At 59.2% G+C, this 13,193-nt stretch carries 10 protein-coding genes; 4 read left to right on the plus strand and 6 right to left on the minus strand.

What is annotated here, in order from left to right; all coding sequences use genetic code 11:
- Positions 1–38: 38 nt before the first annotated feature.
- Together E5790_RS20705 and E5790_RS20710 are read right to left on the minus strand one after the other, a co-directional pair.
- Positions 39–1,892: a hypothetical protein gene (locus tag E5790_RS20705; protein ID WP_005413361.1), complete on the minus strand. Its 1,854-nt coding sequence runs from the start codon at positions 1,890–1,892 to the stop codon at positions 39–41.
- A complete protein-coding gene (locus tag E5790_RS20710) occupies positions 1,885–2,604 on the minus strand; it encodes a hypothetical protein (protein ID WP_032966753.1) in 720 nt (239 codons plus the stop codon). The genes E5790_RS20705 and E5790_RS20710 overlap by 8 nt, the downstream gene beginning before the upstream one ends.
- A 498-nt stretch (positions 2,605–3,102) precedes the next feature.
- On the opposite strand from E5790_RS20710, the gene E5790_RS20720 reads away from it, so the two are divergent.
- The gene (locus E5790_RS20720; RefSeq protein ID WP_176422024.1) at positions 3,103–4,515 is read left to right on the plus strand and encodes a hypothetical protein; all 1,413 of its coding nucleotides are present in this window, start codon (positions 3,103–3,105) and stop codon (positions 4,513–4,515) included.
- Between the two features lie 471 nt (positions 4,516–4,986).
- Here E5790_RS20720 and E5790_RS20725 read toward each other — a convergent pair whose 3' ends face one another.
- Positions 4,987–5,232 (minus strand): helix-turn-helix transcriptional regulator, encoded by a 246-nt coding sequence (locus E5790_RS20725; protein ID WP_017354505.1) that lies wholly within the window; start codon positions 5,230–5,232, stop codon positions 4,987–4,989.
- Positions 5,233–5,327: 95 nt separating this feature from the next.
- Here E5790_RS20725 and E5790_RS20730 point away from each other — a divergent pair, with 95 nt between their 5' ends.
- From E5790_RS20730 to E5790_RS20740, 3 genes are all read left to right on the plus strand, one after another.
- Positions 5,328–6,128 carry a hypothetical protein gene (locus E5790_RS20730; protein ID WP_032966750.1) on the plus strand — a complete coding sequence of 267 codons (801 nt, stop codon included), beginning with the start codon at positions 5,328–5,330 and terminating at the stop codon, positions 6,126–6,128.
- Positions 6,129–6,223: 95 nt separating this feature from the next.
- Positions 6,224–6,658 carry an NIF family HAD-type phosphatase gene (locus E5790_RS20735; RefSeq protein WP_032966749.1) on the plus strand — a complete coding sequence of 145 codons (435 nt, stop codon included), beginning with the start codon at positions 6,224–6,226 and terminating at the stop codon, positions 6,656–6,658.
- A gap of 206 nt (positions 6,659–6,864) precedes the next feature.
- The gene (locus E5790_RS20740) at positions 6,865–7,314 is read left to right on the plus strand and encodes a protein-tyrosine phosphatase family protein (protein ID WP_080101843.1); all 450 of its coding nucleotides are present in this window, start codon (positions 6,865–6,867) and stop codon (positions 7,312–7,314) included.
- 2,143 nt (positions 7,315–9,457) lie between these two features.
- Here E5790_RS20740 and cydB read toward each other — a convergent pair.
- From cydB to fdhD, 3 genes are all read right to left on the minus strand, one after another.
- Positions 9,458–10,471 (minus strand): cytochrome d ubiquinol oxidase subunit II, encoded by a 1,014-nt coding sequence (gene cydB, locus E5790_RS20745; RefSeq protein WP_005413358.1) that lies wholly within the window; start codon positions 10,469–10,471, stop codon positions 9,458–9,460.
- An 11-nt stretch (positions 10,472–10,482) separates the two neighbouring features.
- Complete coding sequence (locus E5790_RS20750; RefSeq protein WP_136191797.1) at positions 10,483–11,871, minus strand: cytochrome ubiquinol oxidase subunit I; 1,389 nt, start codon at positions 11,869–11,871, stop codon at positions 10,483–10,485.
- Between the two features lie 109 nt (positions 11,872–11,980).
- Positions 11,981–12,748: a formate dehydrogenase accessory sulfurtransferase FdhD gene (fdhD, locus tag E5790_RS20755; RefSeq protein ID WP_219625132.1), complete on the minus strand. Its 768-nt coding sequence runs from the start codon at positions 12,746–12,748 to the stop codon at positions 11,981–11,983.
- Positions 12,749–13,193: the final 445 nt, after the last annotated feature.

Here is a 13,193-nt window from a genome sequence, read left to right on the forward strand (position 1 = left end):
CGGTGGCAGAGCTGGCGAGGAGGCGATCAGGCGTCGCACTATTCATCCAGGCTGATCCAGCCGTCGGTTGCCATCGTGATAGCCGTGCTGTAGCAGTCAGGCTCAACAGCCTGGCGAGACACTGGGCGTGTCGCCGCGTCCATGCGCGCCAATTGATCGACCGCCAGCTGTGAGGTCTGCATCCTGCTTTTGAGGAAGCCCACATAGGCCACAACTGCGCAATCAGCACCGGCAACGCTGAACCCGTCGCGATTCTTGATCCATCGCATGATCAAAGATCGGGTCGTCTCATCGTGTGCCGTGCGGGCCCAAGGGTCTGCAGCGCGTACACCGCACAACGGAGCGGTGACGCTCTTCATCAATGTCAACGTACGTAGGTCATTGCGATTGACGCGAGCGAGCACCGTCTTGCCGATCAGCTCCCAGCGCCCATCCAGGCCGGGTCCACGGTATTTGACATATTTGTAGTTGACGTGGGGCATCACACCCTGGGGCCTGTTGCCATGCACGACCAACGGAACCAGGACCGTGCACAGGTCCGCGGCGTCCTGCTCGGCGACATCGGGACTGAAAGCAAAGGCCGAGCAGGGCTGGGTCCTGAGGAACTGAAGAGGAGACAGGCTCCCCAGCGCTGGGTGCGGCGTAGCGTTGTAGTTTGCGATGATGACGTCAAGCAGCTCTTCGAATGCGCCCAGATTGAAGTAGTGCTCATTCCCAGGGACTTTGCTTATCCGTCGCCTGCTTTCATTTAGGGACTTGGCAGGCTCAAAGCCGCCAGGGATCCGGCGCAGTGCTCCGCGCTCCAAGCGCGAGAACAGCTGCTCGACAATAGGCCGAGATCGGGGCTCGTGGGCGCGGCCGAAGATGATCACGCCACCGCGGGAGCGACACATCGAAGCTTCCAGCTCCAGGGCTGAGTGGGCCAAGGCGTTGTCCAGGGCGATCGAGCGCGAGCGCCTGGAGGCCAATGCCGGCTCCAGTCCCGTTGGCATTCCCGCACCGGGCGCATAGGCCAGATCAGGAATGGTGAGCTCGCGAGGCGACCACGGGCGAAGTCCCGATGCCAGGCAGGTGGCCACATCGAGGTTGTTGTAGCCACGACCAACGCGCAGGGACCACGAGACAATGGCTCTGGAGCGCACCTCCACCTCTACCAGAAGCCACAGGGTAGTGATGGGCCGCTCTGCAACCCCGCCATCCGGAAGCTCAACACTCAAGGTGCCTTCGACATCGATGCGGTGCGCGTCGAACTCCGTACGATCAAACAGCCTGCCTCGGAAGGCGTCTTCCAGCTTATGGACAGCCATAGGCTCCAGCTCCAGCGTCCCCGGCACGACCGCGGCAAGCCGGTCACGACGCAGGTAGTCGAGCAGGGCTCTGCGCCCATGGTCAGGCGTGTTCAGGGGGTAGTGGTCAGAGAGATCCAGTCGACGCAGTTCCGCGCAAATGCGCTCATGTAGGCGGGAGAATGCCCTTGGTGCACGCCCTGGCGGCAATGGGTCTGTGAAGCGCTCCACCAGGTCACGCACTGCAGGCAGCGCCTGAAGCAGCTGAGCGATGCTTCCGGGCCCGCCACTGCTAGGAACAGACACCTCGCCTGATGCTCCTGGCATGCGCTGATAGGTGCCGTAGGGCACACATACGCGAAATCCGTTGGCCATGCCGTCGGCATGGACGCCCGGCGCATGGGCTACCATCCGCCTTAGGCGTTTACGACACAGTCCGTGCAGCTTGGCCGCCCGCGCAAGGGAGAGCTGCCCGGTGACCACCCCGAGCAGCGCGGCCTCAGCACGGCGATAGGAGTCGCGGTCTTCTTCCCGCACCTCATTCACATTCGGCCGGTACCACGTGGCCAGCTCCTGGGCATCGTAGAGATAGGGAGGATTAGCCACGGACGAGCTCCAGTACGGCGTCCGAAGCGCCGGGGGTATGGTCGATCAGGTGGACCACGCCCTGGTGAACCATCCAGGCCACCGTGGCTCGCACCTGGTTGGAGGTATAGGGCAGGGCAGCTGCAACGCTGAGCAGGCTCAGACGAGCGGCGCGCTTAAGCAGCTCTTTTACCTGCTCAGCGATCGCAGCCCGCGCGCTTATACGGGCGCTATCCCATACCAGTGGCAACAGCTCGTAGGCAACGGCGATCTGGGACAACTGGGAGGTCAGCTCGTGCTCGGTAACCAGTGTCAGATTGACCCCGTTGCGAGTCCCAATCTCGATGAGCTCCTGCTTTCCCGGCAGCGCCATTGAGCCTGTGGTGCTCTGCAGAGTACGGGCGGCCGGTATGATCAGATCAAATCGCTCGGTGCCGTCATTTCGCTCCGACCAGAAGCTCAGGTCTATGCGGCTCTTGCTCGTTACTTGAAGCTGCCGCGGCCTTTCCACGTAGGTTCGCACGGTTGGATCGAACTCGAGCAGAAGGGCGTAGGCAAACGCACTGGCGTCGGCGACGGTGACCACGCGGCCATTGCGCGGGGACTGGAACACGAAAACCTCGCGCCGGCTACGCTGGCCTCGCTTGAGCGGACGGGGTGTGTAGTTCAGTGAAGCGTCAACGTGATGTGACGTGGCCACGCCCGAGGCGGTGGCCGCTGCTCCTGCAGTCATTGGTTTCTCCTGTTGCGGCGCATGTGTGCGCTGCTTCGCACCATGCGCGGCCAGGGAAACTCAGCACGCCTCTTGTCTGCCGGGGTCGACTGGCCCGAGCGAGCGCACACGAGTGCCCAGCCGCCGGCATTGGGCGACTTGACTTGGGGGGAGAAATGCGCGAGCCTGATGTCAGCTTCTACTAGTGCTCACCACCTCTCGCTCCGACGAGAGGCCAAATGCCTCCGCGCCAACGGGGGCATTTTTCATTTCTATGGTCCGGAGTTCTGAACTAGGTCTGCGAGGATGTTCTCCTTACCGTCAGCAACTGGGGGGCGGCTCCGGGCGCGAGGCTCTGCTGCATCCATCTGCAACAGTTACGTAAACGACGCCGACAGGGTCATCGACGCCGACAAGTGCAGCAGGCGTCGGCGCGAACAACGCAGTCAGCCCCGACTGGGCGCGAAACTGTGGCTACTAGCATCCTGCCGACTCAACGCCTTGTGCGTGATGTCGTAATTGGGCCAACCACTGCGCGACATCCTTGCACAGCGCGAACTTGCCGCGCCGATGTGCGATGGCAAAAACAGGAACGGGCAAGACCCCTCGAGCGAGGGCCTGGCGGAAGGCGTCGGAAGAGCTGTAGCCCAAGGCTTGCCGCAGATCATCCTGGCCAATCATTGGTCCATAGCGCTGCAGCAAATCCTGCTCCAGCAAGCGAGCCAGTGGGTCCACGATCGTGTCACGCTCAGTCATGGCACTAGCGTAGTCATTGCATTGGCTTTTGCACAGATGGCAAGCTGGAGTAAATCGTTACTCTATTTCCACACCAAGATGTCTGCTAAGCCATTGAAAAGGATAAAGCCTTATCACGAAGCCCGGCTAGAAAACATGCTGTGTTTTGCCCAATCCGATCGCCCCAGATCATTGAAGAAGGCGTTGAACGTCCTTAGAGCTGGCGTTTGGTTTGAAGGGCTACGCATACGCCTGCACCAATCCACCGCCTACGGCGTCGGACAGCGACTGCAGCCACACACCTACCGTGATGGCTTGTATCACCACAACGTGTGGGCCAAGTACGCTGTGGGGAAGCACCTCCCAAGTGCTGAGACGGTCTATGCCTGTGAACAGCAGGTCCCGCGTTCTAGCTACCTGCTGGAGGATCCGAGCTGGGACCTGCTGGATGTGAGTCGGCCGATCGGTGGCGACGGTGACAAGCTGCTGAAGCGACTGCGGCCATCGATCCAAAGTGCCCTATTCGAAGAACGGGCATTGGCGATGGGGCGCTATGTTCGGCGCACCGCCCCGGTCCAGCCGCTAATCCGCCTTGAGGGGCAGGCAGACCTGCAGGCGATCGCTGCTGCCGTCGTACTCGTTCGGGAAGCCCATGAAGCGGGTGATGCGTCGCGTGCGTTTGACATCGGACGTTCATTGCATGGAATCATGCTGATGGCCGCCACTGTGACGGGCTTGCGAGCGATCGCACCGGAACTTTTCGAGTACCTTATCCGATATGTTTTCCCAATGGCCTCTGACACGTTCGTTGAGTTCGAACTGGACCGGGGAGTGCTCAATGCCCAGGCAGATTGGCTGCGCAGCACCATCCTTCACATGAAAGCCAATGGCTGGACGGGCTACGTCCCCGGCGGCCCAACGCGGGAGCTTCGCCGACTGCTCTCGGTCGACTACGGCTTTGACCTTCGCTTTGGATTGGGGCCGAGAATCAAACTGAAGGTGCCGTTCGAAGACGCCAGCGAAGACGTGCGACGGTCCGTCAGTTTCAATAACGTTGCCTGGGAGTGGGCAACCTCGGTACTAGCAACGGGAAGAAGGCAAGCTCTGCTGCCCGAAGACGCGATTATTCGCTTGATGGCTGCCCACGAAGAGCCAGGTGGCGCCAAGGCGCACTCCCATCCGATGGAGAGTGCGTAGATCGTTGTAATCACTCATGTCCACCGCGGAGGCGGGCACTGAACAAGCTCCGTATTCCTTACCCAAGATCCTAGGTTCAGCGCCTTGCAGTGGCCGAATGAACGGGACGAGCGCGGCAGGGGGAGGGGGCGGAGATGACCCATCGCGCCGGCGCCCGATCATTAAATGTCTGGCACAACGGTCGACGAGCCTCTCCTCGGGACAATGCCGGCAGGTGGCCGCGTACTGCTGTTGCGGTGAGGCCAGGTAGCAAAGCCACGCGGCAGCGCTGCCGGAAAGCATTGCCAGGATGGCAAGCAAAGCGGTCATGGCATCGTTCTCGTGATGGCATGCTCCTCCTCCGCGACGATGGAAGGGCTTTTCGGGGTCACCAGGTCCAGCGCGCATTGGCGGTGATGGTACGGCCGCTGGGCACTATGTGTGAGCCTAGTGGTACGCATCTGAAGAAGACTGAGCCATAGCTCAGTAAAGTCAGTCTTTGAGTCGCTTCTCAAAGTCGGCAATGAGCTTGCCCAGGGATAGGCCTGTCAGGCGCGCTATGTCCCTAAGCTCCACGACGTCAACCCTGCGCTTCCCTGTCTCAACATCGCTAATGAACGACTGGCTGCGCCCCAGCTTGCTGGACACTTGTACTTGGGTAAGGCCAGCAGCCAAGCGCGCGTCTCTGACGGTCTCAATCAGGGCGGCGTATTCCTTGCGATGGATTGTCTTGGCCACGGCCGCACCCTGGTTGAGCGGCTTCAGAAGCTATATCCAGTTCTCCGATATCTAAAAACCAGATATCCTGTGCTTCTCATTGACAGGGGAAGGGCATGATCAAAGAACAACGTCGACGCGACGCAGCTGGCTGGGGCAGGCAGGGCTTGCTGCTTGCTCTGACGGTCCTAGTTGCCGCCTGCAGCGGTCCAGTAGACAGGAAGTTGGTCACTGACGGCACGCAGGAGCAATACAGAGCGTCGATTGACGCGATTGACGCCGAGCTGAGTGCCCATGAGCGGGATGCCTTCAACTGGGCCGTTGCCGACCTTGATCTGGCTGAGCTGAACAAGGCCTACCCGAATGCATCTATAAGACAGGTGGTTAGGGGGCACATCAAGCAGATTAGGGATGCCCATCCAAAAGAAATTCTTGCTCTGCAGGAGCAGGCCAACACACAGCGTCCGACGATCACCGAACTAGAAAGAGTGCGTGCGAGTGGCGCAACGTTACGGATCGAGGACAGCTTCTTTGGCCCGAAGCCGGTCATTGAGGCGCGAATTGCCAATAGCTCAACTTTGGCGCTCAGCCAGGCCAGCTGGGCGGCGACGCTCTACATCAATGGCGAAGCTCAGCCCACGGCAAAGTCGCGGGTGCACAGCGACTTCCGATCGATTGATGGCCTCAAGCCGAACCACGGCGTCACGGCGCGCTTCAATGTTGGCTTCGTAAAAGGTGATGATGCGTGGTCGACACTGGCAATTCGACAAGCGTCTTCAACGCGAGTCGAGCTCGAACTAATTCCTCAGACGGCTTTGGACTTCAATGACAAGCCCTACATAGCTGCCAACTATAGGGAAAAGATCCATTCTCTGGAGAATCAGCTTAAGCAAGCCGAGAAGTTCTCAGATATCTGACTCATTGGCGTTCAGCAACTGCGTCCGATGACCAAGCGCAGCGCGGAACGCTCCAGATCCAAGTGTCCAACTACTGATGAGGATTCTAGCGCTCAATGCGACCGACCATCCTTGCTCTCGATCTCGAGGGGACGCTGATCTCAAATGCTGTCAGCCAGATTCCACGCCCAGGGCTTTATCAGTTCCTTGAGGTCGCTCATGAACTCTTCGAGCATCTGGTCATCTACACCACGGTCCCTGAGGCAGCTTTCCGCAGGATTTCGCGGCTGCTGGTCGAGGAAGGGAGCGCGCCAGGCTGGTTCGCTGAGTTGCCATATACATTCTGGGGAGGGGCAACGAAGGACCTCCGGTATGTGTCTCCGATCCTGGGTGCAGCGCTGTTGCTGGACGATCACTCGGACTACATCCATCCGGGGCAGGAGCGCTATTGGATTGAGGTCTCTTTGTTCGGCGCTCCATATGACGCGGATGACGCCGGCCTGGAAGTGGCCCTTGAGATGCTGAAGGAACGATTGGTTGTTCCGTTGTAGTTGGTGTGCTTAGTGAGTGGGTTGGCGGGTGCAGCTCTTCCAGCCAGCAGCGCCGGTTGCTGCATAGGAATGGGCTGTCGTTCAGGAGATCCGACATGATTCGAACAAGTTTGACCCACCCTTTAGCTATCGCGGAACTCCCGGTTGGCGAAAGGGGAGGGGCAATTGGTGTGACCTTCGCGCCAGGTAAGTACCAAGAAGTTGCGATGACGGGGGCATGGGCGAGAGACATCGATGTGGATGTCTCTGTGATTCAGCGTTGGGGAGCCAGCCACCTGATTACGCTACTCGAGCCGTGGGAGTTCAGTGAGTTGCGGATCGAGTGCTTGCCTCAAGTGGTTGAAGGGCAGGGCATCTCATGGCATGGCCTTCCAATCACGGATGGCGCAGCGCCTGACCAGAGGTTGCTCGAACGATGGCCAGTACTGGGGTCAATGCTCGTTCGGAGTTTGCATTCGGGCCTGCGCATTGTGGTCCACTGCAAGGGTGGGCTGGGGCGAGCCGGCACTGTCGCAGCGATGCTTCTACTGCAGTCAGGGGCTGAGCGAACAGCGCAGGCTGCCATTGGCTCGGTGCGACGTGTCAGGCCGGGTGCCATCGAGACCGCTGTCCAGGAGGAGTTCCTGCAGCAATGGGCACAGGGACTGCGCTCGTAGTTGCCCTTCCAGATCAAACGCGTGGCGAGCTCATCAGTCGTTCAAGGCCAGGCCCTGGCTATTGGCGCCACCGATACCTACGCGATCTAGTTGACCGCTGACACCGGATTCGCTGGGTCGCGCGCCCACTAGTGGACGCGGCGCGGAGAGTATCCGCTAAAGCCTCCAGTCGCTACTTGGCTGCAGCCAGTACTGTCTGCCCAGAGGGATAAAGGTCTCCATTGCCACGTCCAAGATCAACGGCTGACGCCAGCCATGGCCTGGCACGAAGCAAAAGTCAGTCGGGTCAAGTGCTCCCGATTGAACTCGGCTAACGAGCCAAGTGCATCTCCTGCTGATCTCTCGATCAAGTACCCGACGGGCGGCCTCCTCGTCCAGATGAGCTTTCAGGAACTCCGACGCAACGTTGCGCATGCCGGCCCACAGTACATACCTCTTGCGTCCCAAGCTCAGTGCATTCCACTCCGGGAGCTGGGTCGATCTCAGGCCATTGCCCAGCGTGGGAGATAGCCGATACTTGCGTAGCAGGTTGGCCAGGTATGCACGGGCTTCGCTCTCTGCGAGCGAGGTTCCCAAGGTCCGTTTGGCAGTGGACGGGCATTCGGCAGCCCATCGGGTAAGCGTACTGGTCAACCTGGCCTCCAGACTCACGTCCTGACGTGACCAAGCGGCCTGATAGGTCCATGCCAGAGGCTCATACAAGGACCTCGCCCCGGAATTGGGGGCTGCGATGGGAATGCGCTGCAGTACGCGAAGTGAGGCAAGCGTATCGAGTGCGGCTGAGGCCAAGCCCTCGGCGGCAACAGGCCCGCTTACGGTCCTTGAGCGCTCCAGTGCGCACCAGGCGCAGGCTAAGAACGGGCCGATTGAACGAACGAAATCGTCCAACTCTGGCCAATGCGAAATGAGGGTCGGTTGGGTGACAACATAGGCCACTTGTCTCTCAGATCGCTCGCCTAGTTCACCAGCATAGCAGCGAGGCGAGTTCGCGTCCATCTGATCTTCAGATATCACCACACTGCTGTCCGTGGCTGCGCTGGAGTTGTGAGTGAAAGTCCCGTCGCTTCCTCCAGCGGCGTTCTAGGTTCTTTGGGGAGCCGTGCTATGCCGAGGAGCGCGAGTAGGCCATTGAGCATGGACGAATCAGTGGTTCAAGTTCCATGTCGCGCGGCCGATACAGCTCTGTCCAGACTCCTGGCGGGTCGTCCCGGCCACGAATCCAGTCGATGGCATCCCGTTTGCCCAGGAGCTCCGGAGCGACGTTCTAAGTACCCTGCCATGTACTCAATTCAGAAGATCATCGACCTGCTGCTGCTATTGGGCGTTCCTTCGCTGCTCTTCATTGGCGCTTACGTTCTGCGCCGCCCCAAAAGAGAGCTCAGTTGGGAGCCGGTGCTGGATCAGCGAGTTCATTGCTGGAAATGGTGCGCCTATGGCTTCATTTTTCTCTTGTATGTTCCCGGGACGACGTTGTATCGAACGTTGATTCCTACGGGTTGTGATGGACTTGTTTGCGTCCAGTTCTTCACCGCGAGTGGATACCGTATCGCCCCGAGCGAACTTCATGTTGTTCTCGTCGCAACTGCCGTTTTCGCGGGGTACTTCTTTGCGCGTGTTCGAGCTTCGTACTCACCGATTCCTACCAGGGCCCGGGGCTACGTCCTGAAGGTTGCCTATCATGGCAAGGGGGAGTACTCGCCACACTTGGAGATAGCCCGCCAAGTTCGCCGGCGTCAGCTCAGAGCGGAGCTTGCTGAAAGGCGTAGGCTTGAGCGGGAGGGCTTCCACCTATGGTTAAGATCCGTACGGCCGTGGGTTTGCACGTTGGCCAGAGGCTCTACTGTTGAGCTACTTAGCCCCATGCTGTCGGGAAGGGACCCACTCACTCTTGTCAGGTGGCTATCTCGTAGCGGCCCCATACATGATGTAGTCCTTCTTTCTAGGCGGCTTCGTTGGTGTGAGGCGTTCTTCTACCACCTCACCGTGAATCATCGACTTTCCTTCAAGTCAGTTCGATCCGAAGGCATACGATTCAGGGTCGGCTGAAGGCCTCATTCATCACATCCTGTGTGTCTTAGGGCGATACACGATTCTGGGAGGCCGGGCGTATTGGCTAATCAGGCGAATGGGTGGTATATCACGCTCAATGATAGCTCGTGCTCGCACTCACCTTGCCGCGGAAAACGCGGTATGACCAGGCGGTGTAGCCCAGGATGACCGGAAGCATGACCGCCAAGCCGACCAGGCTGAAGCCAAGCGACGACACTGGCGCTGCTGCATCCCAGATCGTCAATCCGGGCGGGAGCAGGTACGGCCACATGCCGAGTACGAGACCTAGGTAGCCCAGGACAAACAACGACAGGCTCAGTAGGAAAGGGGCAAGATCATGAGTGGGGCGTTTCTCCGCGCGCCACAGCGCCACTGCCACGGCGAGCGTAAGAAGGGGGACGGGGGACAGCCACCAGAAATTCCCGTCACTGAACCAGCGAGTCATTAGTCGCAGATCAAGGAACGGCAGCCAGCTGCTCACGAGCCCCATGGCCACGATCACGGCGACCACCAGGGGGCGGGTCAGGCGCCTGGCAAGTGCCTGGGTTCGCCCCTCGGTCTTCAAGATTAGCCAGGTGCCTCCAAGCAAGGCGTAGCCGGCAACCAAGGCTGCTCCGGTAAGCATGGCAAAGGGGCTGAACCATAGGAATGGTCCGCCAGCGTAGGTGTCACCAGTCATTGGCACGCCTTGCACCACCGTGCCAAGAATCACTCCTTGAGAGAACGCGGCCAGAAGCGAGCCAAGGCCGAAAGCCACGCTCCAAAGCCTCTTGGAGCGATGGGCTTTGAACCTGAACTCAAAGGCGACCCCCCGGAAAACCAATGATACAAGCAGCAGAAGTACTGGAAGGTACAGGGCCGAAAGAAGCGCTGCATAGGCTGTTGGAAACGCTGCTAGCAATCCGGCTCCGCCGAGCACCAGCCAGGTTTCGTTGCCATCCCATATTGGGGCAGCGGTGTTCATCATCACATCGAGCTGCTCTTCATCCTCGGCAAAGGGCGCGAGAATGCCAATACCGAGTACGAAGCCGTCGAGGACGACGTACATCAGGACGCCGAAGCTGATGACGGCGAACCAGGCGATGGGCAACCAGGTCATCGAGTCCATGTCAGCGTTCCTCAGAGAGATTGATCAGCGGCCGAGATAGGCCGTGCAGGTGTGCGATCACCACCCTCTAGCGACGGACTTCCGTCTTGGGCATGTGGGCCATGTCGGAGGATCTTGACCAGATACCAGATGCCCCAACCAAATACGAACGCATATCCAGCGACATAGACCGCGAGTGAGATCGCTGTCATCCAGGCCGTTTGCGGTCCCACGGCATCAGCCGTTCGCAAAACGCCATAGACAATCCAAGGCTGGCGCCCCATCTCGGTGACAAACCAGCCGGCCACCAAAGCAACGAACCCACTTGGAAGCATCCAGTTCCAAGCGCGCAGCAGGGCCCCGGAATCGAACAGCTTACGGCGGGCCAGGGTGAAAGCAGAAAGCCAGGCGAGCAGTAGCATGAGGGTGCCTATCCCAACCATGATCCGGAATGCGAAGAACACAGGCGTGACCGGAGGCCGTTCGCTCGCCGGTACGGATGTCAGCGGTGCGAAGGTTCCATCCATGGAGTGAGTCAGGATGAGGCTGCCAACACGCGGAATCGCGATCTCAAGATCGTTCCGCTCTTCCTTCTCATTTGGTACAGCGAAGACGACCAGCGGAACTCCTTCACCTTCTTGGCCCTGATGCCAGTGAGCCTCTACCGCTGCGATCTTCATCGGCTGGTGCTTGAGGGTGTTCAGACCATGCATGTCACCCACGAAAATATGAACAGGAACGGTAATGGCCGCAAATATCACAGCCGCCCCAAGCATCTTGCGGCCGGCTTCGACGTGCTCCTTACGCCGCAGGTACCAGGCGCCAACACCACCCACCACGAAGCAGGTTGTTATGAATGACCCTATTGCCATATGGGCCAGTCGATAGGGGAACGATGGATTGAACACAACCTCGAACCAGTCAACCGGATGGACCACTCCGTTGATCGTTTCGTAGCCCGCAGGCGTATGCAACCAGCTGTTGGAGGCAAGAATCCAGAACGTTGAAAAGAGCGTTCCAAGTGCGACCATGCATGTGGAAAAGAAGTGCAGGCGTGGTGATACTCGCCCCCAGCCGAACATCATCACTCCGAGGAAACTTGCCTCCAGGAAGAAGGCTGTCAGGACCTCGTAAGTCAGTAGGGGGCCGATTACGGTTCCGGCGATCTGGCTCAAACGAGGCCAGTTTGTGCCGAACTGGAACGCCATGACGATACCGCTTACCACGCCCATGCCGAAGGACACGGCAAAGATCTTCTGCCAGAAGAAGAACAGATCCCGCCACACCGGGTTGCGGGTTCGAAGCCAGCGCCATTCCACGAAACCAAGCCAACTGGCCAAGCCAATGGTGAAGGCAGGGAAGAGCACATGGAAGCTGATGAGAAAGCCGAACTGAATTCGGGAAAGGAGGAAGGCGTCCATAACGATCCCAATAGGGGGTGGGTGGTGGCTAGCGGCTCAAGTTCCGATCGTGCTTGGCAATTTCATCGGCGGAGATCCTTGCTTATTGCACGGCAGGCGTCATCTGGTGTCATACGGCTGCTAGGTGTGCAGCTTCCAAATCGAGTAGGCGCTGGGGGTGTGAATAGATATTGAAGCCATCCGAGCGCGCGAAGCCGACAAGACAGATTCCTGCTGCCTTTGCGAGATCTATGGCTAAGGCTGTGGGTGCCGATACCGCTGCAACGATCGCCATGCCTGCATAGGCGGCCTTACTCACCATTTCGTAGCTAGCACGGCTAGATAGAAGCACGAGACCTTCGTTGGTTGAAGTCGATGAGCGCCTCATTGCACCAATGAGCTTATCTAGTGCGTTGTGCCTGCCTACGTCTTCGCGTACCACTTCGATAGCTCCGTCCGGGAGAGCCCACGCTGCTGCGTGGGTTGAGCCGGCAGCCTCGTTCATTGGCTGTAGCCCTTCTAGCGAGGACAGCGCTACGCGTAGCGCCAAGGCGGAGTAGGTGGTGGGTCGGTCGATTGGCAAAGGCATTCTGAGCACTTGCTCCAGTCGACTAGCTCCACATAGCCCGCAACCGCTACGCCCGGGTAGGTTGCGGGTGGCGTCCTTGGGCATTGACACGATGGGCGCACTATCTGTGACTTCCATCGCCAGCTCAATGCCTTCCAGCGATGGCCTCACTTCAATCCGGAGAAGTTGGGAGGGATCAGAAATTGTTCCCTCCGTCATGGAAAAGCCCAGCGCAAAGTCTTCCAGATCCGTTGGGCTGGCCATCATCACCGAGAAAGGATTGTCGTTGTAGAGCATCGCGACAGGCACTTCTTCGGCAACGCTGTCCATGATTGAGCCGCGCTCGCCACCACGCCACCGAAGGGTTCTTCGATATGCGATGCCGCAGGGCTCGTTGGCAGGTACTGGGCTGGGCGCTTGCATGGAGATGAGGCCTGGCGGGGAGGGAAGCCGGTAACGATGATCTGGGCGTGCAGGGTCCCTCGGGTCGGGGACTTCTTAGTGGTTTGACAGTGCGGAGAGTATCCCAAGGCGTACACCCCGCTGCGGTCAAAATTTACAAATGTTCGCAGATGGACAGTTTGGCTGAGTTGATCCGACATTCTGTTCGAGGGGCTGTGGTCCGCCTGTCCGCTACAGGTGTCTGTAGCTAGAAAACGCCCGATAAATTAGATGGTTACAATCGATGGCGGGTGGCGTGAAGACCTGTTCGTGGTGAGGGCCAGGATGAGCGCTTCGGGTCCGTTGAGGCACTCGTATCGGACACCAGTGCCTC

It is taken from the genome of Stenotrophomonas sp. PAMC25021 (genome assembly GCF_004795795.1).
Lineage (GTDB): Bacteria > Pseudomonadota > Gammaproteobacteria > Xanthomonadales > Xanthomonadaceae > Stenotrophomonas > Stenotrophomonas muris.

Bases quoted from the DNA above. Each gene is read 5' to 3' on its own strand.
- E5790_RS20710 (WP_032966753.1), bottom strand. From the start codon at position 2,604: ATGACTGCAGGAGCAGCGGCCACCGCCTCGGGCGTGGCCACGTCACAT.
- E5790_RS20730 (WP_032966750.1), top strand. From the start codon at position 5,328: ATGATCAAAGAACAACGTCGACGCGACGCAGCTGGCTGGGGCAGGCAG.
- E5790_RS20735 (WP_032966749.1), top strand. From the start codon at position 6,224: ATGCGACCGACCATCCTTGCTCTCGATCTCGAGGGGACGCTGATCTCA.
- E5790_RS20740 (WP_080101843.1), top strand. From the start codon at position 6,865: ATGACGGGGGCATGGGCGAGAGACATCGATGTGGATGTCTCTGTGATT.
- cydB (WP_005413358.1), bottom strand. From the start codon at position 10,471: ATGGACTCGATGACCTGGTTGCCCATCGCCTGGTTCGCCGTCATCAGC.
- E5790_RS20750 (WP_136191797.1), bottom strand. From the start codon at position 11,871: ATGGACGCCTTCCTCCTTTCCCGAATTCAGTTCGGCTTTCTCATCAGC.
- fdhD (WP_219625132.1), bottom strand. From the start codon at position 12,748: ATGGACAGCGTTGCCGAAGAAGTGCCTGTCGCGATGCTCTACAACGAC.